The sequence below is a fragment of the Streptomyces sp. M-16 genome (assembly GCF_052114405.1).
Lineage (GTDB): Bacteria > Actinomycetota > Actinomycetes > Streptomycetales > Streptomycetaceae > Streptomyces.
In genome coordinates, this window is sequence record NZ_JBFRER010000110.1 from 1 (window position 1) to 26224 (window position 26224).

Below are 26224 nucleotides of genomic sequence, written 5' to 3' on the forward strand. Positions count from 1 at the left end.
GCCACCGGACCGGGAGCACCCGCACGGGGCCCCGTACCGCCCGGCGCCACCCGGCCCGGTCAGGCCGGGCGGCGACGGGCCGCCGGCGGGCCGGGCGTCGGATCCGGCGGCTCCGGCAACGGCCCCGCCCCGCTCGGACGGTTCCTCGCCAAAGCCGCCGCCGTCACCGCCGGACTGACCGCCGCCGGAGCCGTCTTCGGCCTCGTCCGCGACCAGACCATCGCGCACCTCTTCGGCGCCGGACACGACAGCGACGCCTTCCTGATCGCCTGGACCGTCCCCGAAATGGCCTCGACCCTGCTGATCGAGGACGCCATGGCCCTGCTGATGGTGCCCGCCTTCAGCCAGGCCCTCGCCCGCCGCGCCGCCAGCCGGGCCGGCCTCACCCGCAGGCAGGCCCGCGCGGCCGACCCCGTACGGCTCCTCGTCGGGGCGACCCTGCCGCGGCTCGCCGTGTTCCTGGCCGCCGTCGCCTCCGTACTGATCGTCGCGGCCCCGCTCGTCGTCGGACTGCTCGCCCCCGGCCTGCCCGACCCCGAACTGGCCGTCCAGTGCACCCGGATGACCGCCCTCACCGTGCTCACCTTCGGCGTCGCCGGCTACTTCAGCGCCGCCCTGCGCGCCCACCGCTCCTTCGTCCCGCCCGCCGCGATCTACGTCTCGTACAACGTCGGGATCATCGGCACGATGGTCGCCCTCCACGCCCTGTGGGGGGTGCGCGCCGCCGCCGCCGGAGTCGCCGTCGGCGGACTGCTGATGGTCCTCGTCCAGCTCCCCGCCTTCATCCGCAACGTCGGCTTCGGACCGACCCGCGCCAAGGGAGCCCCCCGCAGCCAGCGCGACCGGGACCGGCCCACCCTCATCGCCTTCGGACTCATCGCCCCCGTCATCTTCTTCGCCGTCTTCCGGCAGTCCCAGGTCCTCGTCGAACGCTTCCTCGCCGCCTCCCTCCCCCCGGGCGCCATCTCGCACCTCAACTACGCGCAGAAGGTCGCGCAGATGCCGATGGTGCTCTCCCTGATGATCTGCACCGTCACCTTCCCCGTCGTCGCCCAGGCCATGGCCGGCGGGGAACGCGAGAAGGCCCGGCGCCGGGTGGAACAGGACCTCGCCCTCGCCTCCCTCGCCGTCCTCATCGGCAGTGCCCTCGTCATCGGCTACGCACCGCAGATCATCCAGGTCCTCTTCGAACGCGGCGCCTTCACCCACCGCGACACCCTCGCCACCGCCGACGTCATGCGCGTCTACGGACTCGGGCTCCTCGGCCACTGCCTCGTCGGAGCGCTTTCCCGGCCCTTCTTCTCGACCGCCCGGCCCACCTGGTTCCCGGCGCTCGCGATGGGCGCCGGGCTGCTCGTCAACATCGTGGCCGGAGCCCTCGCCGTCGGCTGGTGGGGCACCTACGGCATCGCCGCCGCCAACGCCGCCGGCATCTCCACCACCGCCGCCCTCCTGCTCACCGGGCTCGGCTCCCGCATCGTCGCCATCCAGGTCCGCCGCGTCGCCCTCAGCATCGGACGACTCGCCGTCGCCGCCGTCGCCGCCGGCGGCACCGGCTGGCTCGCCGGCCCGATGATCGCCGACCCCATGCTCAGCGCCGCCCTCGGCTGCCTGCTGGTCCCGGCCATGTTCGGAGCCACCGGCATGGCCATGCGGGCCATCGAAGTCACCGCCCTGCCCGCCCAGCTCACCCAGATCGCCTCCCGGCTCACCACCCGCCTGACCCAGCTCACCCAGAGGTTCCGCAATGTCCGCTGACACCGACACGGCACCCCCCGCCGTGGAGGGACCCGCCCGCCGGTCCGCATCGCCGTGGGTCCTGATGTACCACTCGGTCGCCGAGTTCACCGACCCCGCCGAGGACCCGTACGGGATCACCGTCACCCCCGGCGCCCTGGAGGCCCAGCTGCAGTGGCTGCGCGCCCGGAAACTGCGCGGGGTGTCCGTCGGCGAACTGCTGCGGGCCCGCGCCGCCGGACAGGGGCGCGGCCTCGTCGGACTCACCTTCGACGACGGCTACACCGACTTCCTCACCGGCGCCCTGCCCCTGCTGCGCCGCTACGACTGCACCGCCACCCTGTTCGTCCTGCCCGGACGGCTCGGCGTCGACAACGTGTGGGACCCGCTCGGCCCGCGCAAGTCCCTCCTCACCGCCGAGGGGATCCGCGAAGCCGCCGCCGACGGAGCGGAGATCGGCTCGCACGGACTGCTCCACCAGGACCTCACCACAGCCCCCGACGACGTCCTGCGGCAGGAACTGCGCGGCAGCCGCGACCTGCTGCGCGAACTGACCGGCAGCCTCCCCCACGGCTTCTGCTACCCCTACGGACACCTCGACGCCCGCGTCGTCGAAGCCACCCGGGCCGCCGGATACGCGTACGCCTGCGCGATCACCCCGGGCCGGCTCACCGGCCCGCACGCCCTGCCCCGCACCCACGTCAGCCAGGCCGACGGCCGCGGCCGGATGCGGATCAAGCAGCTGCGCCACCGGGTGCGCGAACTGCGGCGGGTGATCCTGCCGTGAAGGCCCTCCACGTCATCACCGGACTCGGCGTCGGCGGCGCCGAGCAGCAACTGCGGCTCCTGCTGCGCCACATGCCGATGCCCTGCGACGTCCTGACCCTCACCAACCCCGGGCCGGTCGCCGAAGGACTGCGCGCCGACGGCGTCCGGGTCGTCCACCTGGGCATGCGCGGCAACCGCGACCTGGGCGCCCTGCCCCGCCTGGCCCGCTTCATCCGGCACGGCCGCTACGACCTGGTCCACACCCACCTCTACCGGGCCTGCCTCTACGGGCGCCTCGCCGCCCGGCTCGCCGGAGTACGGGCCGTCGTCGCCACCGAACACTCCCTCGGCGGGGCCGAGATCGAAGGCCGCCCCCTGACCGGCGGGGTCCGGGCCCTCTACCTGGCCGGCGAACGGCTCGGCTCCGCCACCGTCGCCGTATCGGACACCGTGGCGGCCCGCCTGGAGGGCTGGGGCGTGCCCGCCGCCCGCATCCACGTGGTCCCCAACGGGATCGAGGCCGCCCGCTTCCGCTTCGACGAAGGAGCCCGCCGCGCCACTCGGGCCCGCACGGGGCTGCCCGAACGGGCCTTCGTGGTCGGCGGGGTCGGCAGGCTGGTGCCCGGCAAGCGGTTCGACGTGCTCGTCCGGGCCGTCGCCGCGCTGCCCGGCGCCCACCTGCTCCTCGCCGGGGACGGGCCGGAGCGGGCCGCGCTGCGCACGCTCGCCGCCGAACTCGGCGCGCAGGGCCGCATCCACCTCCTGGGGGAGCGCGACCCGCTCGGCGACAGCCCCGACGGCCGCACGCCCGGGATCCCCTCCCTGCTCGCCGCCATGGACGTCTTCGTGTCCCCCTCCACGGAGGAGGCCTTCGGGCTCGCCGTGGTCGAGGCCCTGGCCGCCGGACTCCCCGTGCTCCACGTGACCTGCCCCGCCATCGACGACCTCCCCGCCGCGCAGGCGCCCGGGGCGCGGCGGATCGGGCCCGGCACGGAGGAACTCGTCGCCGCCCTGCGCGGGCAGATGGAAGCGGGCGCCCGCCGGCTCCCCGCGCCCCCGGTGGTACGCCGCTACGACATCGCCCGCACCGCCCGGCAGCTCCTCGACGTCTACTCCCTGGCCCTGGCCGCCCCGGTACCGGCGGCACCGGCACCGGCTCCGGCTCCGGGTGCGGCACCGGTACCGGCATCCCAGGCCGTGCCCGGCCCCGAGGGGGCCGACCGCGCCCCGGCTCCGGCTCCGGCTCCGGACCCGGACCCGGCCACAGCCACGGCCCAGGCCGCCTCCGCCGTCCCGGTCAGCCGGCGGGTGTTCGTCGCGCGGGTGGCCGGGGGAGCGGCCGCCGCCGCCGCGCTCGCGACCGTCGGGACGGGCACCTACGGGGTGCTCCGCGGCCCGCGCGTCAAGCGCGTCCGGGTCCCGCTCGCCCGGCTGCCCCGCGCGGCGCACGGGTTCCGGATCGCCGTCGTCAGCGACGTCCACCTCGGACCGGTCCTCGGCCGGGCGCACACCCAGCGCATCGTCGACACCGTCAACCGCACGCAGCCCGACCTCATCGCCGTCGTCGGCGACCTCGTCGACGGCAGCGTCCACGACCTCGGCCCGGCYGCCGAACCGCTGCGCCTGCTGCGCTCGCGCCTCGGCTCGTACTTCGTCACCGGCAACCACGAGTACTTCTCCGGCGCCCGGCAGTGGGTCGACCACGTCCGCGAGCTCGGCCTGATCCCCCTGGAGAACGCCCGCCGCGAACTGCCCCACTTCGACCTCGCCGGGGTCAACGACGTGCAGGGGGAGAGCGAGGGCCACGGCCCCGACTTCCGCGCGGCCCTCGGGGACCGCGACCGCTCCCGTACCGCGGTCCTCCTGGCCCACCAGCCGGTGGTCATCCACGACGCCGTCCGGCACGGCGTGGACCTCCAGCTCTCGGGGCACACCCACGGCGGCCAGCTGTGGCCCGGCAACTACCTGGCCGAGCTGGCCAATCCGACCGTCGCGGGCCTGGAGCGCTACGGCGACACCCAGCTCTACGTGTCCCGCGGAGCCGGTGCCTGGGGCCCGCCCGTCCGGGTCGGAGCGCCGTCCGACATCACGGTGGTGGAACTCGCCTCGTACCAGGCCTGACCAGGCCCGACCGGGCATCGCGGACCTTCCCGCGGCTGGTCTCCCGGCGGGTCCCGGTGCTGCCGATCCGGCAGGAGGAGGACCACGTCGTGTCCCGCGGGGCCGTCACCGGCGCGCAGTACCCCTCCGACGGCACGGGCGTGGGGCGCCTGGGGGAACTCAACCGGCCGTGGCCACCGGGGCGGCGGCGGTGTCCCCGTGCGCCAGCAGGAGGGTGCGCAGGGCCTCGGCGACCGTCCGTGAGGTGTCCCGGTCCAGGGGGGCCAGCAGCTCCGCGTAGTGCTTGAGGTGCTCCTCCATCACGCTCTCGCAGAGCGTGCGGCCCGGCTCGGTCAGCCGGATCCGCACCGAGCGGCGGTCGGCGGCGTCACGGACCCGCTCGACCAGGCCCTTGGCCTCCAGCCGGTCGATCCGGTTGGTGATCGCGCCCGAGGTCACCATCGCGGCCGGCACCAGCGCGCCGGCGGTCAGCGCGTACGGCGGGCCCGAGCGGCGCAGGCTGGCGAGCACGTCGAACTCGCCCACCTCCAGGCCGTGTCCGGCCATGAAGACCTTCAGCTGCTTGTCGATGATGCGCGTCATCCGCTGGATGCGGGCGAGCACCTCGATCGGCCAGAGCTCCTCCGCGAGGTCGGGGCGCTCCGTCTGCCACTGGCCGATGAACGTGGCCACCGTGTCCTTCTCCATGCCCACAGAATACCTCAACGTTAAGACACTTGACGTTGAGGTAGTCGCTCTGTTTTTATTTCAACGTTGAGATTGTCAAGGTTGAGATGTGAAGGGGAGTGGGTCATCCATGACGGTCACCACCACCACCACCGCGGGTACCGCGAAAGCCGCCGGGAAGGGCGCCCGGGGGGCCGACGGGAAGGCCGCCGGGACGGCCGGCGCCGCGCCCGCCGGGGCGCCCGTCCCCGTCCTGTGGCTCGCCCTGCTGGCCACCCCCATCGCCGCCGGGGCCAACGCGCCGGTGCTGATCCTCCCGGAGATGGCCGCCTCCCTCGGGGTGTCCGCCGGTACCGCCGCCTGGCTGCTCACCGCCTTCGGCTGGGCCATGGCCGTCGGCACCCCCCTGCTCGCCGGGCTGCTGCGCCGCCGGGGCCTGCGCGCGGTGCTGCGGCTGTCCACCCTGCTCGTCCTGGCCGGCACCCTGCTGGTCGCCGCCTCCCCGTGGCTCCCGCTCACGCTGTTCGGGCGCTGCGCCCAGGCCGCCGGCGGCGCCGGGCTGGTGGCCGCGGCGATCAGCCTCGCCGGCACCGCCCGCCGGATGGGCGTCATCAGCGCCGGGTTCGGGATGCTCGGCGCCGCCGGACCGCTGCTCGGCAAGGCTCTCGCGGACGGGGCGTCCTGGCGGATCGCCCTCACCGTCTCGGCGCTCTCCCTGCTCGCCGTGCCCGCCGTCGGCCGCCGGGCCGGTGCGGCGAACCCGCCCGCGCCCGGCCGCTTCGACGGCCGGGGCGCCGCCCTGCTGACCGGGCTCGCCACCGCCCTGGTCCTGCTGCCGACGGCGCCGCTCGCCGCCCTCGGCGGGGCCCTGGTCGCCGCCGTGCTGCTCGCCCTGCACGTCCGGCGCCACCCCGAGGGGTTCGTGCCCGCCGCCCTGCTGCGCCGGCCCGTCTTCGTGGTCTCGGCCCTGCTGGCGCTCGCCCTGTCGGCGTCCTACTTCACCCTGCTCTTCTCGGTGCCCCGGCTGCTCGCCGACCGGGCCGGCTGGGACACCGCCTCCGCCGGGACCGGACAGCTGGTCGCCCTGCTCGCCGGGTCGGCGCTGTCCTGGCTCCTCGCCGCCGCCTCGGCCCGCATGGGCCGCGCGGCCGTCCGCACGGTGCTCGTCTCCCTCGGGGCCCTCGCCGCCCTCGCCGGGATCTTCGCCACCTGGGGCCCGCTGCTGCTGGTCGCCACCGCGGCGGGGGTCTTCACCGCCAGCGCCGCCAACGCCGTCCTGTCCACCCACGCGGTGGCAGCCGCCCCCGACCCGGCACAGCGGCCTTCCGCCATCGGGCTGTTCACCCTCTGCTACCAGCTGGGCGGCGCCTTCGGCCCGGCCGTCGCCGCCCTGCTGGTCCTGGGCGCCTGACGGGCGGGGGCGAGGCTCCGCGGACCCTCACTCCTCCCCGGGGTGCGGGTCCGAGGCCCGCTTGCCGCGCGAGACCGCCGTCTGGGCCATGCCCGGCAGGAAGTCCGCGAACAGCTCGTGCACCTCGCGCACCAGCGGCCGCAGCACCCGGAACCGGGCCAGGACGATGCCCCGCGTCGTCAGCTGCGCGCCGCGCTCGGCCAGCCGCCGGGACTTCTCGCTGTCGGGGGAGCGGTCGAAGACCCAGTACAGGACCAGGCCCATCTGCGAGAGCCACATCAGCTCGGGCAGGACGTCGGCCAGTTCGGCCGGCACCTTGGTCTTCGCCCCGGCCAGCACCTCGCGGTGCATGTCGATCGCCGCGTTGCGCGCCGGTTCCGATTCGGGGGAGAAGGGGCTGAGCGGACTCTCGGGGTCCGCCGCGTTCTTGAAGAACTGCGAAGCGAACTCGTGGTACGGCGCCGCGATGTCCAGCCAGCTCGTCAGGACGCCCGCGAGCCGCTTCTGGAGATCGGTCTCCTGGTCCAGGATCGGCCGGACCGCCTTCTGGTGCGCGGCGCCGATCCGGTCGTAGAAGCCCTGGACCAGGTGTTCCTTCGACTCGAAGTAGTAGTAGGCGTTGCCGACCGAGACCCCGGCCTCCTTGGCGATCCCCCGCATGGTCGTCTTGTCGAAGCCGCGCTCCTGGAAGAGCCTGAGTGCGGTTTCGAGGATGAGCGTGCGGGTCTGCTCGCTCTTGGGCGCCTTCTGATCTGTCACGGTGTCCGACCTTATCGGGGTGCGGAGCACTGCTCGCCACAGGCCGGTTCTCCGGGATCCGTAGTGGAGTCGGTACGTACCGCGTGCCGGACGGCGGCGGCCGTGTACATGGCGGCCTTCGCGAAGGGCCGGCCGGCCGGAGTGGCCAACCAGTCCGCCTTCGGCCGGTGTTCGGTCAGCGCCCACAGGCACACGATGAAGGCGTCCGTCCCGGTCCACACCTGTCCCTGGTCCCCGACCACGGTGATCTCCCGCAGGGTCTCGGCGTGGTTGAGCCGGGGAAAGCGCCGCCAGGCCTCGGCGGACGCGGCGGGCACGAACAGGAGCGGTACGAGGTGGCGCTGCCCGAGCAGCCAGTGCCGGATGTGCACGCACACCGCACAGTTCGCGTCGTAGAGGACGGTCAGGTGGCGCATGGCGCCCCGTGCGGTCCGCGCCACCGGTCAGGCCCCGGCCGGAGCGGTCCAGGCCTGCGGGGCGACCGGCGGGGTCTGCCGGCGCTCCATGATCCCGCGGCGGCGCATCTTGTTGAGCACCCACACGTTGCCGAGGTGCATGACGCCGAGGACGAGCAGGACGACGCCGATCTTCACCGACAGTGCCTCGAAGAGGCCGCGGGCTTCGAGGACCGATTCTCCCGAGCGCAGGTAGAGGGTCACGAAGCCGATGTTCACGAGGTAGAACCCGACCACCAGGAGGTGGTTGACGGCGTCCGCGAGCTTCTCGTTGCCCTGCAGCACGTCGCCGATGAAGACGCGGCCGTTGCGGCTGAGCGTACGGGCCACCCAGATGGTGAGTCCGATGCTGATGACCAGGTAGATGACGTACGCGACCACGGTGAGGTCCATCGCCCTCAACCCCCTTTGAACATGTTCAACTGCTGACGTCGATGACTCTAGACCTCTTTTTGAACAGGTTCAAGCCTTCCGTTCGCCCGTCTCCCCCGGCAGTCGCCGTGCGATGCTGGGAGGCATGAACCTGGAGGACCTGGTCCGACTGCGCCGTGCCCGGGACGCGATGGACCGCGACTACGCGCAGCCGCTCGACGTCCCGGCACTGGCCAAGGTCGCCCTCATGTCACCCGGGCACTTCTCCCGCAGCTTCCGCGCCGCCTACGGGGAGACCCCCTACAGCTACCTGATGACCCGCCGCGTCGAGCGGGCCAAGGCCCTGCTGCGCCGCGGCGACATGAGCGTGACGGACGTCTGCTTCGCGGTCGGCTGTACCTCGCTCGGGTCCTTCAGCTCCCGCTTCAGCGAACTCGTCGGCGAGAGCCCCAGCGCTTACCGGGCCCGCTCCCACGAGGACGGCGCCGCGGTTCCGGCCTGCGTCGCGAAGGTCTCCACGCGACCGGTCAGGAACGGAGAAGCGAAATCGGCCGCCCCCTCGTAGCGTCGAGGCATGACCATCAACCTCTCGCAGTGCTTCATCACCGTCGACGACCACGACAAGGCGCTCACCTTCTACCGCGACATCCTGGGCCTGGAGGTCCGCAACGACGTCGGGTTCGAGGGGATGCGCTGGGTGACCGTGGGGTCCCCCGAGCAGCCCGACGTGGAGATCGTCCTCGAACCCCCGCTCGCCGACCCCGGCGCCTCGCCCGCCGACCGCCAGGCGATGGCGGAACTGCTGGCCAAGGGCCTGCTGCGCGGTGTGATCTTCTCCACCGACGACGTCGACGCCACCTTCGAACGCCTCCGGGCGGCCGGCGCGGACGTGCTCCAGGAGCCGATCGACCAGCCGTACGGCGTCCGTGACTGCGCCTTCCGCGACCCGGCGGGCAACATGCTCCGCTTCAACCAGCCCCGCAAGGCCTAGGGACCAGAACCAGAGGGAGACACCACACGATGAGCAGGGCCACGAGGACGGGCACGCCGGCGCCGGAGCCGCACGCGGCGGACAGTCACGATCTGATCCGGGTGCACGGCGCACGCGTGAACAACCTCAAGGACGTCAGCGTCGAGCTCCCCAAGCGCCGCCTGACGGTGTTCACCGGTGTCTCCGGCTCCGGCAAGAGCTCCCTGGTCTTCGGCACCATCGCCGCCGAGTCGCAGCGGCTGATCAACGAGACCTACAGCGCCTTCGTCCAGGGCTTCATGCCCACCCTGGCCCGTCCCGAGGTCGACGTGCTCGAAGGGCTGACGACCGCGATCATCGTCGACCAGCAGCGGATGGGCGCCGACCCCCGCTCCACGGTCGGCACCGCCACCGACGCCAACGCCATGCTCCGCATCCTCTTCAGCCGCCTCGGACAGCCGCACATCGGCTCGCCCAAGGCCTTCTCCTTCAACGTCGCCTCGATCAGCGGCGCGGGCGCGGTCACCGTGGAGCGCGCGGGACAGACCGTCAAGGAGCGCCGCAGCTTCAGCATCACCGGCGGCATGTGCCCGCGCTGCGAGGGCCGCGGCTCCGTCAGCGACATCGACCTCACCGCGCTCTACGACGACACCAAGTCCCTGAACGAGGGCGCGCTCACCATCCCCGGCTACAGCATGGACGGCTGGTACGGCCGCATCTTCGCGGGCTGCGGCTTCTTCGACCCGGACAAGCCGATCCGCACGTACACCAAGCGGGAACTGCAGGACCTGCTCCACAAGGAGCCGACCAAGATCAAGGTCGACGGGATCAACCTGACCTACGAAGGCCTCATCCCCAAGCTCCGCAAGTCGATGCTGGCGAAGGACGTCGACGCCCTCCAGCCGCACATCCGGGCCTTCGTCGAGCGGGCGGTCGCCTTCACCGTCTGTCCCGAGTGCGACGGCACCCGGCTCAGCGAGGGAGCCCGGTCCTCGAAGATCGGGGGAATCTCCATCGCCGACGCCTGCGCGATGCAGATCAGCGACCTCGCCGCATGGGTCGGCGCCCTCGACGAACCCTCGGTGGCCCCGCTCCTGACCACACTGCGCCAGACCCTCGACTCGTTCGTGGAGATCGGGCTGGGCTACCTCTCGCTCGCCCGGCCGGCGGGCACGCTCTCGGGCGGCGAGGCGCAGCGCGTCAAGATGATCCGCCACCTAGGCTCCTCGCTCACCGACACCACCTACGTCTTCGACGAGCCCACCACGGGCCTGCACCCCCACGACATCCAGCGGATGAACGGCCTGCTGCTGCGCCTGCGGGACAAGGGCAACACCGTCCTCGTCGTGGAGCACAAGCCGGAGGTCATCGCGATCGCCGACCACGTCGTCGACCTCGGCCCCGGCGCGGGCTCGGGCGGCGGCACCGTCTGCTTCGAGGGCACCGTCGAGGGGCTGCGGGACGCGGGCACCGTCACCGGCCGCCACTTCGACGACCGGGCCAAGGTCAAGGCGGAGGTCCGCACGCCCACCGGGGCGCTGGAGATCCGCGGCGCGAGCACGAACAACCTGCGGGACGTCGACGTCGACGTGCCCCTCGGGGTGCTCACCGTCGTCACCGGGGTCGCCGGCTCCGGCAAGAGCTCGCTCGTGCACGGGTCGCTGACCGCCGGCTCCGCGGCCGCCGGCGAGGGCGTGGTCTCGATCGACCAGGGCGCGATCCGCGGCTCCCGCCGGAGCAACCCGGCGACGTACACAGGGCTCCTCGATCCGATCCGCAAGGCCTTCGCCAAGGCCAACGGCGTGAAGCCGGCGCTGTTCAGCGCCAACTCCGAGGGCGCCTGCCCCACCTGCAACGGCGCCGGGGTCGTCTACACCGACCTGGCGATGATGGCCGGCGTGGCGGCCCCCTGCGAGGAGTGCGACGGCAAGCGGTTCCACGCCTCGGTGCTGGAACACCGCTTCGGGGGGCGCGACATCAGCGAGGTGCTGGCGATGTCGGTCACCGAGGCCGAGGAGTTCTTCGGCGACGGAGAGGCCCGTACCCCGGCCGCGCACCGCATCCTCACCCGGCTCGCCGACGTCGGCCTCGGCTACCTCAGCCTCGGCCAGCCGCTCACCACGCTGTCCGGCGGCGAGCGGCAGCGGCTGAAGCTGGCCACGCACATGGGGGAGAAGGGCGGGGTCTACGTCCTCGACGAGCCGACCGCCGGCCTGCACCTCGCCGACGTCGAGCAACTGCTCGGCCTGCTCGACCGGCTGGTCGACTCGGGCAAGTCGGTCATCGTCGTGGAGCACCACCAGGCGGTCATGGCGCACGCCGACTGGATCATCGACCTCGGCCCCGGCGCCGGCCACGACGGCGGGACGGTCGTCTTCGAGGGCACCCCCGCCGACCTGGTGGCCGCCCGCTCCACCCTCACGGCCGAACACCTCGCGGCCTACGTCGGCGCCTGACCGGGGGTGGGTACCCGGCGCCGGGTACCCGCCTAGGGGCGCGTCAGGTCCGCGGTGATCTCCATGCCCTCGGCCGGTCCGTCGGGGAGGGAGACCGGGGTCCCGTACGAGACGGTGGTCTTCGTGGCGTACACGGCCCTCTCCGGGTCCGGTCCGCTGAACACGGTCACCGTGCCCTGGTCGTCGAAGTCGTCGATGACGAGGTAAACGGGGATCCCGGCCTGGGCGTACCAGCGGTGCTTGCGGATGTGGTCCCGGCGGTGGGCCTCCTTGCCGGGGGAGACGATCTCGGCCACCAGGGCGATGCGGGTGGCGTCCACCCCCAGCCCCTCCGCGTCGGGGATCTCGTCAAGGTCCTCGGGGGCCACGAACAGGTCGGGGATGCAGACCTTCCGGCCGCGGATGACATTGCCGTCCTGATAGACGTCGAGCCCGCTGTCCGTCAGCCGGGACTCAAGTGCCCTGCGCAGACGGTGTACGAGGACGGTGTGACGGCGACGGCCGGTGGGAGACACCTCGATGGACCCTTCGATGATCTCGGCCCGGTAGCCCTCCGGAAGGTCCATCGCCTTCCAGGCCTGCCAGAGGACTTCATCGAGACCTGGGTCGCACGGCTCCTCGTGGGCGGGAGCGGACATGGAAAGCACCTCCTCCTCTCAGTGTGGGTGCGGACGGCGCTCCGGTTCAAGCGACGGCGGCGACCGTACCGCCGTCCGTGGGGGCGCTCGTGCGATGAAAGGTTCTTCCGCCCGCCCCTTCACCCCCGGGAGGGAACGGACGCGACGAGGCCCCGCTCCCCCGGACATGTTCCGGGGGAGCGGGGCCTCGTACGTCGGACTGCGCCCGGGAAGGTCAGAAGCGGCGCGTGATGAGTGCGCGCTTGACTTCCTGGATGGCCTTCGTGACCTCGATGCCACGCGGGCACGCGTCGGTGCAGTTGAAGGTCGTGCGGCAGCGCCACACGCCGTCCTTGTCGTTCAGGATCTCCAGCCGCTGCTCGCCGGCCTCGTCGCGCGAGTCGAAGATGAAGCGGTGGGCGTTGACGATCGCCGCCGGGCCGAAGTACTGGCCGTCGTTCCAGAACACCGGGCACGAGGACGTGCACGCGGCGCACAGGATGCACTTGGTGGTGTCGTCGAAGCGCTCGCGGTCCTCGGCGGACTGCAGGCGCTCACGCGTCGGCTCGTTGCCCTTGGTGACCAGGAACGGCATGACGTCGCGGTACGCCTGGAAGAAGGGCTCCATGTCGACGACAAGGTCCTTCATCACCGTGAGGCCCTTGATGGCCTCGACGGTGATCGGCTTCTCCGGGTTGATGTCCTTGATCAGCGTCTTGCAGGCGAGCCTGTTCTTGCCGTTGATCCGCATCGCGTCGGAGCCGCAGATGCCGTGCGCGCAGGAGCGGCGGAAGGTCAGCGTGCCGTCGAGGTCCCACTTGATCTTGTGGAGACCGTCGAGCACGCGCTCCTTCGGGTCGATCTCGACCTGGAAGTCCTGCCAGGTCGACTCGTCCGAGATCTCCGGGTTGAACCGGCGGATCCGGAACGTGACCGTGATGAACGGCGAGGCGGCGGCCGCCGCCTCCATCTTGTCCAGGGTGGGGGTGGCCATCAGTACTTACGCTCCATCGGCTGGTAGCGGGTGACGACGACGGGCTTGTAGTCCAGCCGGACGGAGTCCTTGCCGTCGGCGCCGACCTCGCGGTACGCCATGGTGTGGCGCATGAAGTTGACGTCGTCGCGGTTCGGGTAGTCCTCGCGGTAGTGACCGCCGCGGGACTCCTTGCGCGCCAGCGCGGACACGGCCATGACCTCGGCCAGGTCGAGCAGGTTGCCCAGCTCGATGGCCTCCAGCAGGTCCGTGTTGAAGCGCTTGCCCTTGTCCTGGACGGACACGTTCTTGTAGCGCTCGCGCAGCTCCGCGATCTTCTCGACCGCGGTCTTGATGGTCTGCTCCGTGCGGAAGACCATCACGCACGCGTCCATCGTCTCCTGGAGCTCCAGGCGCAGGTCGGCGACCCGCTCCGTGCCCGTGGAGTTGCGCAGGTGCTCGACCAGGTCGGCGACCTGCTGCGCCGGGTTCTCCGGCAGCTCGACGAAGTCGTTCTCGGCCGAGTACTTCGCCGCCGCGATGCCGGACCGCTTGCCGAAGACGTTGATGTCCAGCAGCGAGTTGGTGCCCAGGCGGTTGGCGCCGTGCACCGACACGCACGCGACCTCGCCGGCCGCGTACAGGCCGGGGACGACGGTGGTGTTGTCCGCCAGGACCTCACCCTCGACGTTGGTCGGGATGCCGCCCATGGCGTAGTGCGCGGTGGGCTGGATCGGGATCGGGTCCGTGTACGGCTCGATGCCCAGGTAGGTGCGCGCGAACTCCGTGATGTCCGGGAGCTTCGCGTCCAGCTGCTCCGGCGGGAGGTGCGTCAGGTCCAGGTACACGTGGTCGCCGGCGGGACCGCAGCCGCGGCCCTCGCGGATCTCCGTGTAGATGGAGCGCGAGACGACGTCACGGGACGCGAGGTCCTTCATGACCGGCGCGTACTTCTCCATGAAGCGCTCGCCGTCCTTGTTGCGGAGGATGCCGCCCTCACCGCGGGCGCCCTCCGTCAGCAGGATGCCCATGCGCCAGATGCCCGTCGGGTGGAACTGGAAGAACTCCATGTCCTCCAGCGGCAGGCCGCGGCGGTAGCAGGCCGCCTGGCCGTCACCCGTGAGGGTGTGCGCGTTGGAGGTCACCTTGAAGAACTTGCCGGTGCCGCCGGAGGCGTAGATGACGGCCTTCGCCTGGAAGATGTGGATCTCGCCGGTGGCCAGCTCGTAGGCGACCACACCGGCGGACTTCTGCACGCCGTCGACCTCGACCAGCAGCTGGTCCAGGACGTAGAACTCGTTGAAGAACTCCACGCCCTCCTTGACGCAGTTCTGGTACAGCGTCTGGAGGATCATGTGGCCCGTGCGGTCCGCGGCGTAGCAGGACCGGCGGACCGGCGCCTCACCGTGGTTGCGGGAGTGGCCGCCGAAGCGGCGCTGGTCGATGGTGCCGTCCGGGGTGCGGTTGAACGGCAGGCCCATCTTCTCGAGGTCGAGGACCGCGTCGATGGCCTCCTTCGCCAGGATCTCGGCGGCGTCCTGGTCGACCAGGTAGTCACCACCCTTGACCGTGTCGAAGGTGTGCCACTCCCAGTTGTCGTCCTCCACGTTGGCCAGCGCGGCGGCCATGCCGCCCTGCGCGGCGCCCGTGTGGGAGCGGGTGGGGTACAGCTTCGTCAGCACGGCGGTGCGGCTGCGCTTCGTCGCCTCGATGGCGGCGCGCATGCCCGCGCCACCGGCGCCGACGATGACGGTGTCGTACTTGTGGATCTTCATGGGATTCGCCTCAGCCCCGTTGCCTAGCGGATGTTCGGGTCGAAGGTGAAGATCACCAGCGTGCCCAGAAGGATGGTGAACACCGTGGCGGTGTAGAGCAGGCCCTTCAGCCACAGCCGCGTGTTGGCGCGCTCCGCGTAGTCGTTGATGACGGTACGCAGACCGTTGGCGCCGTGCAGCATGGCCAGCCACAGCATCAGCAGGTCCCAGACCTGCCAGAACGGGGATGCCCAGCGGCCGGCGACGAAGGCGAAGCCGACCTTGGAGACGCCGCCGTCCAGCACCAGCTGGATGAGCAGGTGGCCGATGACCAGGACGACCAGGACGATGCCCGAGAGGCGCATGAAGAGCCACGCGGCCATCTCGAAGTTGCCGCGGGTCGAACGGGGCGTCTTGCCGGTCCGCTTGCGCGGGGCCTCGATGTACGGCGCCGGGTTCTCGACGTCGTAGAGGGAGACGCCCTCGACGTCACCGATCGCCCGGGCGGAAGAAGTGTCAGAAGACATGCGTGTCACTCCCCGAACAGAACGCGGTAGGCGTGGCCGAGGACGGGGTAGATGGCCATGACCATCGTCAGGATCCAGACGCCCACGACGGTCCAGAGCATCTGCTTCTGGTAGCGGGGGCCCTTGGACCAGAAGTCCACGGCGATGACACGGAGACCGTTGAGCGCGTGGAACAGGATGGCGGCGACGAGGCCGTACTCCAGCACTGCGACGATCGGAGTCTTGTAGGTAGCCACGACATCGTCGTACGCCTCAGGGGAGACGCGGACGAGAGCGGTGTCGAGGACGTGTACGAACAGGAAGAAGAAAATGAGGACGCCGGTGACTCGATGAGCCACCCAGGACCACATTCCTTCCCGGCCGCGGTACAACGTTCCAGCCGGCACGGAAAACCCTCCGGAAGCGGGGCGGGGGCCAGCCGGCTTCTTTGTCGGTCGGGCCCGGCCGGGTACGGTCCTCCGGCCCCGGACATCGTAGCGACGCTTTGTCGGTTCCCTTGCGCCGGGTCCATCGGTGTGATCAAACAGGCACGGACGGACTATCCCACAGGGGCGAATAGCCCGGAATCGGCCTCGGACAGCCCATCGCCGGGGTCCTGTCCGAGAGGGGCCGCCAGCCGGGCCAGCAGCCGGGTCAGCCGGGACCGGGCGACCATGCGCAGCTCGTCCGCCGCGATGGAGCGTTCCTCGTCCACCTCGTGGGCGAGCCTGCGGCGGATCGCGGCCAGCAGCTGGTCCACCCGCTCCTCCGGCGGGTGCCCGTCCAGGCAGATCACGAAGGCGTGGCCGAAGGTCCGCTCGTACTCCGCCCGCGCCGCGTCGAGCGCGAGGAGGGCCGCGTACGGGGCCCCGTGGCCCAGCTCGGCCGAGGACTCCCGCGCCAGCGCCTCCGTCAGGTCGCCCTGGGACATGTCGTACGAGGCCTCGTCGACCGCCGCCAGCAGCGACGCGGTGTCCGGGTACGGGCGGTGGGCGGCCACCCGCTGCGCCCACCGCGGGCTGCCGCAGCAGTGCGTCAGGGCCGTCCGGGCGGTGCCGGGGGGCAGCGAGTTGAAGTGCGTCAGCCCGGTGCCTGGGGCGGAGACCGGGCCGCGGACCTGTGCCGGAAGGTGGCTGGACAGCGGAGTTCTCCTCGGGGCCTGGCGTGGGTGTGCCGCCACGCTAGCGATCTCCGAGGGGGAGTGTCCCGCCGATAGGGGGATTTCACCCGTAAGTGAGCCGAAAGGATGACACCGGCAGGGGTGTGAACAGGCGGGAAGCAGGGGAGGGCGACCGAGGCCGCCACCCCCCACAGGAGAGGCCCCGGTCGCCATCCGTCACGGACTCGTGCGACAAGCCCGTACCCCTGTCAGCGCCCGGAGTGCGTTTTGTGTCACACCCCGCTCCGCGCAGGGTCGGTTGCTGGTTGTACAACTCGTGGACGAGAGGTGCGTGAAAGCCGTAACGTGCGGATTTGCGCCACACGTACAGGACGTCGAACGGGTTGGGGACTTTGCTGGGGGACGACGCGGAGCTGACCGCCGCGGTGCTCGCGGCACAGGACGGCGACGAAAGCGCGTTCCGGACTGTGTACCGCACCGTGCACCCACGCCTGCTCGGATACGTGCGCACGCTCGTCGGTGACGGCGACGCCGAGGACGTGACCTCCGAGGCCTGGCTGCAGATCGCCCGCGACCTCGACTCCTTCACCGGTGACGCCGACCGCTTCCGCGGCTGGGCCGCCCGCATCGCCCGCAACCGGGCCCTCGACCACATCCGCATGCGCGGCCGGCGCCCCGCCATCGGCGGCGACGAGAGCGAGCTCAGCGGACGCGCCGCCGACTGCGACACGGCCGGCGAGGCGATGGAGGCCCTGTCCACCGGCCGCACCATGGCCCTGATCGCGCAGCTCCCGCAGGACCAGGCGGAGGCCGTCGTCCTGCGCGTGGTCGTCGGCCTGGACGCGAAGAGCGCCGCCGAGACCCTCGGCAAGCGGCCCGGCGCCGTCCGCACGGCCGCGCACCGGGGGCTCAAGAAGCTCGCCGAACTGCTGACCGCCGAGTTCGGGTCCGCGGGCCCCGTGGACGGGGAAGCGGAACGCGGCGCGGATCCCGTCCGGCGGGTCGGCCATAATGCCGGTGACCAGGCCCGGGAGCGCGACCTCGACGCCGTGCCCGCGCAGCGGGCGCGAAGTGCGGGCCTGGCGGGACCAACCGGTGTGACGCATTCACGTTGGCGGACGCAGAAGGACATGTGATGGCCGACGAGCACAACGCGTGGCTGGACAAGGCCGCGGCGGACGAGCTGCTGTGCCCGGGGGCCGGCCCCGTCGCCTCCGGCGCCGATCCGCGCGCCAGGGCCGAGGCCGCCCGGCTGCGCGCCGCCCTCGACGCCCTGACCCCCTCCCGTCCCGGTGCGGGCGAGCTGCCCGGCGAGGCCGCCGCCGTGGCCGCCTTCCTGGCCGCGCGCGCCGCGGCGCCCGAGGCCGTCCGGCCCGGCGTGCGGGGCGCGGGGGACGACTGCGAACCGCTGGTCGACCTGGCCCCGATACCCCGCGTACGGATCCCCGCGCAGCGGCGCGGCGGAGCCCCCGTGCGCTTCGGGCTGGCCGCCGCGCTGGCCGGCGTCGCCGTCGGCGGGATCGCCGCCGCCGCGGCCGGCGGCCTGCTTGACCGTGTGACGCATCACACCGCGGGCCCCGCCCCCGCCGTGTCGATCAGCGCCGGTCCCGATCCGGCGCCCGCCGCGGACACCACCGGCCCCCACCTCGTCCCGCAGCCGCGGCCCACCCCGCTGCGCAGCGGAGAGGGCATGCCGTCCGCCGGCCCGGGCGCCTCCCGGATGCCCGGTACGGAGACCCGTACGATCCCCGGCGTCCCCACGGGCAGCCTGTCCCTGCCGCCCGGCACCGCGGGCACGGGTGCGGGATTCGGCGCGGGGACCGGTACGGACGGCGGTCGCGACAAGGTCCCCGACAGGTCGACCGGCGGCAAGGACCGCGAGCCGGACACCCAGGTCAAGCCTGCCGACCTGTGCCAGGCCTACCGCTCGGGGCGGATGGACGACGACCGCCGCGAGCGCCTGTCCCAGCTCGCCGGAGCCCCGGCGAAGATCGCGCGCTTCTGCGAGGCCCTGCTGGACGGGGTCCGCGACGGCCTGCCGCAGAGCGGCGCCGTCGACCCGGGCAGCGCCCTGCTCCCGACGCAGACCCCCAAGGCGGGCGGCGCGCTGGGCTTCCGCAGCCGCTGATCCCGCAGCCGCTGATCCCGCGCCCGCTGACCCGTGCCTGCTGACCCGTGCCTGCTGACCCGTGCCTGCTGATCAGCTCCCGCTGATCCCGGACCCGCTGATCCCGGACCCGTTGGTTCCCCACCCGTTCGGCCGCGGCCCCGTGCTGCCGCTTGGCTGAAAATCGCCGTAGTTTCCGGCCCGGAACGGGGGTCTGCCCCGGCTGCCGAAACGTTGTGGCAACGCCCCGCACGGAGGGCAGTAACACTTTCCGCACCCCCGGCGCAGTACATATTGAGCCGACTGGTCATCGGCCGCGCATGAGCCGGGGTTCCCCCCGTACCCCTGGGCTCTGCGCAACCGGCGCGGGCGGGGCACGTTCCCCCGGCCCTGCCCGCGCCCTCAATCCGCTACCGGGTTCACCAGTAGACGACGACCTTGTCGCCCACCTTCACCTGGTCGAACAGCGCCGACAGCTTGGCCTTGTCCCGGACGTTCACGCAGCCGTGCGAGGCACCGGCGTAGCCGCGGGCCGCGAAGTCCGACGAGTAGTGCACCGCCTGGCCCTCGCTGAAGAACATCGAGTACGGCATCGACGTGTGGTAGATCGTCGACGTCCACTCCTTGGCCTTCCACCCCACCTGGAACTCGCCCTCGCGGGTCGGGGTGTTCTCCGAACCGAAGCGCACGTCCATGGTGGAGACCACCTTGCCGTCGATCATCCAGGCGAGGGTCCGGCTCTCCTTACTGATGCACATGACCCGGCCGTGCATGCAGCGCGGGTCCGGGGCGTCGACCTCGTTGGTGGTCGGCGGGCGCAGCTCGTCCTCCGAAGGCTTCTTGGTGAGGCCCTGGACCTTCTGCCAGGTGGCCTCGTCCACCGAACCGGTCGCGGCGAGCCCGTGCTGGGACTGGAAGGTCTTGACCGCGGCGGTCGTCTTCGAGCCGTAGAAACCGGTGGGGGCCGTCGAGACCAGCTTGAGCTGGCGCAGCCGGGCCTGGAGTTCGCGGATCTGCTCGCTCTCGTCCCCGTTCGCCATGATCGGCTTCACGCCGGGGGAGGAGGACGGCGCGGAGGCCGACGGGGAGGGCGACTGCGACGGCGACGGCGACGCCGCGGGCGAGGACGCCCCCGCCTTGCCGTCGTCCGGGGTGGAGGGGGAGGCCGCGGGCGAACTCCCCGCCACCGGCGAGGACGGCGACGCCGGCCCGGCGCCGGATTTCTGGGGGCCGCAGCCGGTCGCTGCCAGCGCGACCGCCGCGGCCAGGCCGAGCGTACGGATCATGACTCTCTGGCGGTTCATCCCGGTCCCCCGATTCGACGTCGTGTATCTAGGTGATGCTTCGTGGGCGTGGACAGTTGCGGACGTTCACCCGTTGTTGCCCCATTGTGACCAGCGGCCGCCGCGGGCACGGTTGTACCGGCCCCCGGCCGGCCGGCAGCACGGACACGGAGGAATCGCGTCATGGTCCGTCCCGCACCACGCAGCGAGAGCGGCGTTCCGATCGAACCGGTCTACGGGCCCGAGGACCTGACGGGCTGGGACCCGGCGGTGAGCCTGGGGGAGCCCGGGGCGTACCCGTACACCCGGGGGATCCACCCCACCATGTACACCGGGCGCCCCTGGACGATGCGCCAGTACGCCGGGTTCGGCACGGCGGCCGAGTCCAACGCCCGCTACCGGCAGCTCATCGAGGGCGGCGGGACCGGGCTGTCCGTGGCCTTCGACCTGCCCACCCAGATGGGGCACGACTCCGACGCCCCGCTCGCCCGCGGGGAGGTCGGCAAGGTCGGGGTGGCCGTCGACTCCGTCGAGGACATGCGCACGCTCTTCGAGGGGATCCCCCTCGACCGGGTCTCCACCTCGATGACCATCAACGCGCCGGCCGCCCTGCTGCTGCTCATGTACCAGCTCGTCGCCGAGGAGCGGGGCATCGATCCCGCACTGCTGACGGGCACCGTACAGAACGACATTCTGAAGGAGTACATCGCGCGCGGGACGTACATCTTCCCGCCCGGCCCCTCCCTGCGGCTGACGGCCGACACCTTCCGCTACTGCCGCGCCGAGATCCCGAAGTGGAACACCATCTCCGTCTCCGGCTACCACATGGCCGAGGCCGGGGCCTCGCCCGTACAGGAGATCGCCTTCACCCTCGCCGACGCCGTCGCGTACGTCCGCGCCGCGCTGGCGGCCGGCATGGAGGTCGACGCGTTCGCGCCCCGGCTGTCGTTCTTCTTCGTCGCCCGCACCACCCTGCTGGAGGAGGTCGCGAAGTTCCGGGCGGCCCGGCGGATCTGGGCCCGGCTGATGCGCGAGGAGTTCGGGGCGCGCGACCCGAAGTCGCTGATGCTGCGCTTCCACACCCAGACCGCCGGGGTCCAGCTGACGGCGCAGCAGCCGGAGCTGAACCTCGTACGGGTGGCCGTGCAGGCGCTGGCCGCCGTACTGGGGGGCACGCAGTCGCTGCACACCAACTCCTTCGACGAGGCCATCGCCCTGCCCACGGAGAAGTCGGCCCGCCTCGCGCTGCGCACCCAGCAGGTGCTCGCGTACGAGACCGACGTCCCGCACACCGCCGACCCCTTCGCCGGTTCGTACGCGGTCGAGCGGATGACGGACGAGGTGGAGGCGGCCGCGCTCGCCCTGATGCGCAGGGTCGAGGAGCTGGGCGGGGCGGTCGCGGCGATCGAGGCGGGCTTCCAGAAGGGGGAGATCGAGGCCAACGCGTACCGGATCGTGCGGGAGCAGGAGGCCGGGGACCGGGTGGTCGTCGGGGTCAACCGGTTCGCCCTCGACCGGGAGGAGCCCTACGAGCCGCTGCGGGTGGACCCGGCGATCGAGGCCCGCCAGTGCGCGGCGCTCGCGCGGCTGCGGGCCGGGCGCGACGGGGCGGCGGTGGACCGGGCGCTGGCCGCGCTGCAGCGGGCGGCGGCCGGGACCGGGGAGAACGTGCTCCCCCCGATGAAGGAGGCGCTGCGGGCGCGGGCCACGGTGGGGGAGGTGTGCGGGGTGCTGCGGGAGGTCTGGGGGGCGTACGAGCCGCGCTGAGGAATGGGACGGAATTCACTGGCGTGACAGGTACGTCCCCATGGGACACTCCTGCACATGCTGGGTGTGACAGATCTTCCTACTTATCTCGCCGCCGTCGTGCTGATCGTGCTGCTGCCGGGACCGAACTCCCTCTACGTGCTCTCCGTGGCCTCGCGGCGCGGGGTGAAGGAGGGCTACAAGGCCGCCTCCGGGGTGTTCACCGGCGACACCGTGCTGATGGTGCTGGCCGCGGTCGGCGCGGGCGCGCTGCTCCAGACCAGCCCGGTCCTGTTCACCGCGGTCAAGGTGCTCGGCGCCGGGTACCTCGGGTGGCTGGCCGCGGGCATGCTGCGCGGCGCCCTGGCGATGTGGCGCGGCCGCCGCGCGCGCGACGAGGAGGCCCCGGCCGGGGAGGAGACCGCCGGCGCCGCCGAGCGGCCGTTCCGGCGGGCGCTGGTGGTGAGCCTGCTCAACCCGAAGGCGATCCTCTTCCTGCTGTCCTTCTTCGTGCAGTTCGTGGACCCGGAGTACCCCTACCCCGCGCTGTCCTTCCTGCTGCTGGGGACCGTCTCCCAGCTGGTCAGCTTCCTCTACCTGTCCACCCTGATATTCACCGGCACCCGCCTCTCCGCCGCCTTCCGCCGCCGCAAGCGGCTCGCGGCCGGGGCCACCTCGGCGGCCGGCGTGATCTTCCTGGGCTTCGCCGCGAAGCTCGCCGTCAGCTGACCCGGCGCAGACCCCGCCGCAGCCGGTGCACGACCCGGCGCACGGCGGGGCTGCGGGGCAGGAAGGACAGCTGCGCCGGGATCCCGCCCGGCAGGCCCAGCGTGGTGAGCCGGCGGCGGTTGAAGTAGTGCCGGGTCCGCTCGCTCAGGTGCCGGGCCAGATGGGCCTCGGCCCGCTCCCGCCGGCCGGCGAGGATCCGGGGCTGCATGGCGAAGCCGACGGCGGTGACCAGACCGGTCAGGTCCTGCGGGGCACCGGGCCCGTCGCCCGGCGCCGCCGCCAGGTCCGGGACCAGCGCGTCCACCAGCGTCAGCGGGATCCGGTTGCTGTTCTGGTACGGGGCCAGGCGGGCCAGCAGCGGGCCGGTCCCGGTGCGCGCGACCGGGATCCCGTACAGGGCCCGCGCCGTGAGCAGCCCCGTCGAGAAGCAGCCCGCCACCAGCGCGGGGCGCAGCCGCTCGTACAGGGTTTCCGCCAGCACGGGCTGGTCCAGCACCGTCAGCCGCGCCCCGAGGCGTTCGGCCTCCGCCTCCGCCCGCCGGGAGTAGGCCGCCGGGGCGGAGGGGTGCGGTTTGAAGACCAGTTCCCGGTGGCCCCGCTCCCAGGCCCCGCGCACCATCGCGACGTGCAGTTCCTCCTCCTGCGCCGGGGACATCAGGTCCAGCGCGGAGAGGTACTGGCCCAGGAGGAGGGCGCAGGGCTCGCCGGGCTCGTAGCCGCTGTCGTCGGGCAGCCCGGCCAGCTCCGCCAGGACCTTGAGGAAAGAGGGCGCCGGGACCGTCTCCGAGGGCACCCCGAACTCCGTCAGCAGCAGCGGCTCCAGGCCCGGGACCAGGTCCAGGTGGAGCACCCGGCGGACCCGCATGCCGATCTGCGGGTCGAGGCGGAAGCGGGTGGGGCCGTAGGACATCAGCCCGTCGGCGTACACGTCGATCGCCGCGCCCGGGAACAGCCGGCACAGGCTCTGCGCGGGCGGCACCTGGAGGGACTCCACCACCAGCTCGACCCGGTCCCCGCCCAGCCCCCACAGGGCGCGCAGCTGCCGCTCCCACAGCGGGACGTCGTCCGGGCGCGGGGCCCAGGTGCTCGGGTGCTGCGGGGCGAGGACGGCGTTCCAGTCGCGCACCTCGTCGAAGCGGGTCCGCAGCGCCTCGAAGCCCGGCATGGCGTCGATGCCGGGGGTGACCTCGGGGGTGAGGGAGTGGTTGCTGGTCAGCAGGATCCGGCGGGCGGCCGCCGGGAAGGTGCCCGCGTCGAGGGCGGCGGCGAGGGTGGCCGTCCCGTAGAGGGTGGAGGCGAGGAAGACCTGGGTGACGCGGTCGCCGGTCACGCGGTGGTCGGCGTTCACGCCGTGGTCGCCGTTCACGCCGTGGTCGCCGGTCACGCGGCGGCCCCGGCGGCCCCCGCGGCCCCGGTGGCGGGCGTGCGGCGCCGCAGCCTGCGCAGCAGCGCGGAGCGGTCGGCGTCCATCGAGTCGAGCGCCCGTTCCAGCAGGGGCCGCGGCATGCGCCCGAGCGCCTCCGCGCTCATCACACGGAGTTTTTTCGCCACGGCCGGTTCGAACCTTTCGATGGAGCCGATATGGTGCGCGATAATCGCGCAATACGTTCGGACGGCCTTGGGGAGCAGGAGTTCGGATTCCCGGTCCGCGGCGGTGTCCGAAAGCACTTGATCAAATGCTCGAATGAAATCGAGCTGACGCTCGTCCCCGATCTGGGTGAGCGAGGTGGAAATGCCGCGCCGGTAGAAGATTCCGGCCTCGCCGATCGCCGCGAAGGACCGCGCCGTACGGTGCAGCCGCCAGATCCACGGCCGGTCCTCCGCCGTCCGCAGCCCGTCCGTGAAGTGCAGCAGGCCCTGGTCGAGCAGCCGCCGGTGGTACATCCCCGCCCAGGCGTACGGGTAGTCCACCGCCGTGGCCCGCGAGGACGGCAGGATCCCCGCGCGCGGATCGCCCACCACCCCCTGCGGCCCGTACGGCACCCGCTGCACGATCCGCGCCCGGCCCGTCACCTGCACATGGTCGGTACGGACGAAATCGCAGTTCAGGGCCTCGATGGCGGCGAGCGTACGGGCCAGGTGGCCCGGCGCCGGCCAGTCGTCGCCGTCCAGGAAGGCGATGTACTCGCCGCGCGCCGCGTCCAGTCCGGTGTTGCGGGCCGCCGCCAGCCCGCCGTTGCGGTCCCGTCTGAGGTGCACCGCCCCGGGCAGGCCGCCCGCCGCCGCGCGCTCCAGGAGCTCCGGCGTCCCGTCCGTGGAGCGGTCGTCGACCAGCAGGAACTCGAAATCCTCACGCGCGTTGAGTCCGAGTCCCTTCAGGACATCCGGCGCGTACGTCTGCACGTTGTAGAACGGCACGACAACAGAGAGCTTGGGCACCCGCGAGACATTAGGACGCGGCCCGGCATTCACCATGGCCCGGATGCGGATTCCATGTGAACGACGCGGGGCGGGCGCGTTAACCAGGACGCTTTCGCATTTCGTCGACGGGTTGTTAACCCGCCGTTGTGCGCTCGTTGGGCCGATCACCGGAAATGCGGAATAGCTTCTGCCGGGTGCCAGTGCCACTCAGCAGCAGCCGGTCCGGTCAACGCGTCGCCGTACTCGCGGATTCCGACACGCGCTGGAAATGGGGCGCCCTCACCGCCCGCCGCCTCGCCCCCGACGCCCCCGCACCCACCGGGTACGTACTGCGCGGCCGGGCCACCCCCACCGCGCGCCAGCTCGGCGAGGCGGGCGTCGGGGAGGCGGGCTGCGGTCCGGTGGAGGTGACCTGCGCCGAGTTCCTCGCCGAACTCGGCCGCCGGCACTACGACGTGGTCGTCCTCGCCCTCGTCGGCGGCGCCGTCCAGGCCGTCCTGCACGGGGTGCGCGCCCTGTGGCCCGACCCCGCCACCCGCCCCGTCCTCGTCACCGGCTACGTCGGCGTCGTCTACGAGAAGCTCGCCGACGGGCTCCTGCTGCGGCACGGCGCCGACCTGGTCCTCGCCAACTCCCRCCACGACGCCGCCCGCTTCCGCGCCGTGTACGAGGGCGTGGGCGCCGATCCGGCGGCCGTCGTCGAGACCGCCCTGCCCTTCCTGGAGGGTGCGGCGTACGAGAGCGCGGGCGACCGCGCCCACCGGGTCGTCTTCGCCGTGCAGCCCTCCGTCCCGGAGGGCCGCGCCGACCGCGCCTACCTCCTGGAGCGCGCCGCCCGGCACGCCCGGCTGCACCCGGGGCGGGAGGTGCTCGTCAAGCTGCGCAGCCGGCCGGGGGAGCACACCACACACCTGGAGGAACACCCCTACCAGCGCCTGGCCGAGCGCCTCCCGGGCGGGCTGCCGCCCAACTGCCGCCTGGCGTACGGGAACATGGGCGAGGTGCTGGACGGCACCGACCTGCTGGTCACCGTGTCCTCCACCGCCGCCCTGGAGTCCCTGCACCGGGGCATCCCGACCGCCGTCCTGACCGACCTCGGCATCCGCGAGGCGCTCGGCAACCACCACTTCCTGGGCTCCGGCTGCCTGGCGTCGTGGGACCAGCTCGACGAGGGCCTGCTGCCGGTCGGAGCCCCGGGCTGGCTCGCCGCCCACGGGGTCGCGCCGGTGGCGCCGGTCACCGCGGGCCCGCCGGATTCCGCCGCCGCTCCGGGTGCCGCCGCCGGCCCGCCCGCCGCCGCTCCTCCGGATGCC

24 protein-coding genes and 2 pseudogenes are annotated in these 26224 nt (G+C 72.5%); 13 read left to right on the top strand and 13 right to left on the bottom strand.

From position 1 onward, the window contains the following. The 4 genes and pseudogenes from murJ to AB4039_RS33475 all read left to right on the top strand — a co-directional run. Nucleotides 1–1758: murein biosynthesis integral membrane protein MurJ (gene murJ / locus AB4039_RS33460; protein WP_442272534.1), on the top strand; the 1758-nt coding region annotated here is incomplete at its 5' end. Beyond that, entirely contained in the window at nucleotides 1748–2524 is a 777-nt protein-coding gene (locus AB4039_RS33465; RefSeq protein ID WP_266839596.1) for a polysaccharide deacetylase family protein, read from the top strand. The genes murJ and AB4039_RS33465, both read left to right, overlap by 11 nt. Beyond that, a pseudogene (locus AB4039_RS33470) lies at nucleotides 2521–3645 on the top strand (glycosyltransferase); the annotation flags it as partial. The gene AB4039_RS33465 and the pseudogene AB4039_RS33470, both read left to right, overlap by 4 nt. A 27-nt stretch (nucleotides 3646–3672) precedes the next feature. Next, a pseudogene (locus AB4039_RS33475) lies at nucleotides 3673–4626 on the top strand (metallophosphoesterase); the annotation flags it as partial. Between the two features lie 159 nt (nucleotides 4627–4785). On the opposite strand, the gene AB4039_RS33480 reads toward AB4039_RS33475, so the two are convergent. Beyond that, a complete protein-coding gene (locus AB4039_RS33480) occupies nucleotides 4786–5313 on the bottom strand; it encodes a MarR family transcriptional regulator (protein ID WP_266841288.1) in 528 nt (175 codons plus the stop codon). 109 nt (nucleotides 5314–5422) lie between these two features. Between AB4039_RS33480 and AB4039_RS33485 the strand changes: the two genes are divergently transcribed. Then, complete coding sequence (locus AB4039_RS33485) at nucleotides 5423–6703, top strand: MFS transporter (RefSeq protein WP_442272535.1); 1281 nt, start codon at nucleotides 5423–5425, stop codon at nucleotides 6701–6703. Between the two features lie 27 nt (nucleotides 6704–6730). On the opposite strand, the gene AB4039_RS33490 is transcribed toward AB4039_RS33485, so the two are convergent. Genes AB4039_RS33490 through AB4039_RS33500 form a run of 3 tightly spaced genes read right to left on the bottom strand, consistent with a single transcriptional unit; the run spans nucleotide 6731 to nucleotide 8310 of the window. Then, a complete protein-coding gene (locus tag AB4039_RS33490) occupies nucleotides 6731–7462 on the bottom strand; it encodes a TetR family transcriptional regulator (RefSeq protein ID WP_266841290.1) in 732 nt (243 codons plus the stop codon). Nucleotides 7463–7473: 11 nt separating this feature from the next. Continuing rightward, a complete protein-coding gene (locus tag AB4039_RS33495) occupies nucleotides 7474–7878 on the bottom strand; it encodes a thiol-disulfide oxidoreductase DCC family protein (RefSeq protein ID WP_442272536.1) in 405 nt (134 codons plus the stop codon). A gap of 27 nt (nucleotides 7879–7905) precedes the next feature. Next, nucleotides 7906–8310 carry a hypothetical protein gene (locus tag AB4039_RS33500; protein WP_266841292.1) on the bottom strand — a complete coding sequence of 135 codons (405 nt, stop codon included), beginning with the start codon at nucleotides 8308–8310 and terminating at the stop codon, nucleotides 7906–7908. Nucleotides 8311–8434: 124 nt separating this feature from the next. On the opposite strand from AB4039_RS33500, the gene AB4039_RS33505 reads away from it, so the two are divergent. Genes AB4039_RS33505 through AB4039_RS33515 form a run of 3 tightly spaced genes read left to right on the top strand, consistent with a single transcriptional unit; the run spans nucleotide 8435 to nucleotide 11715 of the window. Continuing rightward, nucleotides 8435–8854: a helix-turn-helix domain-containing protein gene (locus AB4039_RS33505; protein ID WP_030231000.1), complete on the top strand. Its 420-nt coding sequence runs from the start codon at nucleotides 8435–8437 to the stop codon at nucleotides 8852–8854. Between the two features lie 9 nt (nucleotides 8855–8863). Further along, complete coding sequence (locus AB4039_RS33510) at nucleotides 8864–9280, top strand: VOC family protein (protein ID WP_266841293.1); 417 nt, start codon at nucleotides 8864–8866, stop codon at nucleotides 9278–9280. 29 nt (nucleotides 9281–9309) lie between these two features. After that, nucleotides 9310–11715, top strand: coding sequence for an ATP-binding cassette domain-containing protein (locus AB4039_RS33515; protein ID WP_442272537.1), 2406 nt, complete (start codon nucleotides 9310–9312; stop codon nucleotides 11713–11715). A gap of 32 nt (nucleotides 11716–11747) precedes the next feature. Here AB4039_RS33515 and AB4039_RS33520 read toward each other — a convergent pair whose 3' ends face one another. The 6 genes from AB4039_RS33520 to AB4039_RS33545 all read right to left on the bottom strand — a co-directional run bounded on the left by AB4039_RS33520 (nucleotide 11748) and on the right by AB4039_RS33545 (nucleotide 16745). Continuing rightward, the gene (locus AB4039_RS33520; protein ID WP_442272538.1) at nucleotides 11748–12353 is read right to left on the bottom strand and encodes a Uma2 family endonuclease; all 606 of its coding nucleotides are present in this window, start codon (nucleotides 12351–12353) and stop codon (nucleotides 11748–11750) included. Between the two features lie 214 nt (nucleotides 12354–12567). Beyond that, on the bottom strand, nucleotides 12568–13326 hold the full coding sequence (locus AB4039_RS33525) for a succinate dehydrogenase iron-sulfur subunit (protein ID WP_030231011.1): 759 nt from the start codon (nucleotides 13324–13326) through the stop codon (nucleotides 12568–12570). Continuing rightward, on the bottom strand, nucleotides 13326–15080 hold the full coding sequence (gene sdhA / locus AB4039_RS33530; protein ID WP_266841296.1) for a succinate dehydrogenase flavoprotein subunit: 1755 nt from the start codon (nucleotides 15078–15080) through the stop codon (nucleotides 13326–13328). The genes AB4039_RS33525 and sdhA overlap by 1 nt, the downstream gene beginning before the upstream one ends. 23 nt (nucleotides 15081–15103) lie before the next feature. After that, on the bottom strand, nucleotides 15104–15586 hold the full coding sequence (locus AB4039_RS33535; RefSeq protein ID WP_266841297.1) for a succinate dehydrogenase hydrophobic membrane anchor subunit: 483 nt from the start codon (nucleotides 15584–15586) through the stop codon (nucleotides 15104–15106). A 5-nt stretch (nucleotides 15587–15591) separates the two neighbouring features. After that, complete coding sequence (gene sdhC, locus AB4039_RS33540; protein WP_442272539.1) at nucleotides 15592–15972, bottom strand: succinate dehydrogenase, cytochrome b556 subunit; 381 nt, start codon at nucleotides 15970–15972, stop codon at nucleotides 15592–15594. Nucleotides 15973–16124: 152 nt separating this feature from the next. Continuing rightward, nucleotides 16125–16745, bottom strand: a complete 621-nt coding sequence (locus tag AB4039_RS33545; protein ID WP_266841299.1) for a 2-oxo-4-hydroxy-4-carboxy-5-ureidoimidazoline decarboxylase — start codon at nucleotides 16743–16745, stop codon at nucleotides 16125–16127. Nucleotides 16746–17077: 332 nt separating this feature from the next. Between AB4039_RS33545 and AB4039_RS33550 the strand changes: the two genes are divergently transcribed. Together AB4039_RS33550 and AB4039_RS33555 are read left to right on the top strand one after the other, a co-directional pair. Then, nucleotides 17078–17821, top strand: coding sequence for an RNA polymerase sigma factor (locus AB4039_RS33550; protein WP_266841819.1), 744 nt, complete (start codon nucleotides 17078–17080; stop codon nucleotides 17819–17821). Next, nucleotides 17821–18813: a hypothetical protein gene (locus tag AB4039_RS33555; protein WP_266841300.1), complete on the top strand. Its 993-nt coding sequence runs from the start codon at nucleotides 17821–17823 to the stop codon at nucleotides 18811–18813. The genes AB4039_RS33550 and AB4039_RS33555 overlap by 1 nt, the downstream gene beginning before the upstream one ends. A 398-nt stretch (nucleotides 18814–19211) precedes the next feature. Here AB4039_RS33555 and AB4039_RS33560 read toward each other — a convergent pair whose 3' ends face one another. Continuing rightward, on the bottom strand, nucleotides 19212–20096 hold the full coding sequence (locus AB4039_RS33560) for a L,D-transpeptidase family protein (RefSeq protein WP_266841301.1): 885 nt from the start codon (nucleotides 20094–20096) through the stop codon (nucleotides 19212–19214). A 162-nt stretch (nucleotides 20097–20258) separates the two neighbouring features. On the opposite strand from AB4039_RS33560, the gene AB4039_RS33565 reads away from it, so the two are divergent. Together AB4039_RS33565 and leuE are read left to right on the top strand one after the other, a co-directional pair. Next, nucleotides 20259–21842, top strand: a complete 1584-nt coding sequence (locus tag AB4039_RS33565) for an acyl-CoA mutase large subunit family protein (RefSeq protein WP_442272540.1) — start codon at nucleotides 20259–20261, stop codon at nucleotides 21840–21842. A 57-nt stretch (nucleotides 21843–21899) separates the two neighbouring features. Then, complete coding sequence (gene leuE / locus AB4039_RS33570; protein ID WP_442272541.1) at nucleotides 21900–22550, top strand: leucine efflux protein LeuE; 651 nt, start codon at nucleotides 21900–21902, stop codon at nucleotides 22548–22550. Here the strand turns inward: leuE and AB4039_RS33575 are convergent. Next, a complete protein-coding gene (locus AB4039_RS33575) occupies nucleotides 22543–23880 on the bottom strand; it encodes a polysialyltransferase family glycosyltransferase (RefSeq protein ID WP_442272542.1) in 1338 nt (445 codons plus the stop codon). The two genes, leuE and AB4039_RS33575, sit on opposite strands and share 8 nt — an antisense overlap. Nucleotides 23881–23930: 50 nt before the next feature. Next, a complete protein-coding gene (locus AB4039_RS33580; RefSeq protein ID WP_266841305.1) occupies nucleotides 23931–24929 on the bottom strand; it encodes a glycosyltransferase family 2 protein in 999 nt (332 codons plus the stop codon). A 182-nt stretch (nucleotides 24930–25111) separates the two neighbouring features. Between AB4039_RS33580 and AB4039_RS33585 the strand changes: the two genes are divergently transcribed. Next, on the top strand, nucleotides 25112–26224 hold a 1113-nt coding region (locus AB4039_RS33585; protein ID WP_442272543.1), incomplete at its 3' end, for a DUF6716 putative glycosyltransferase.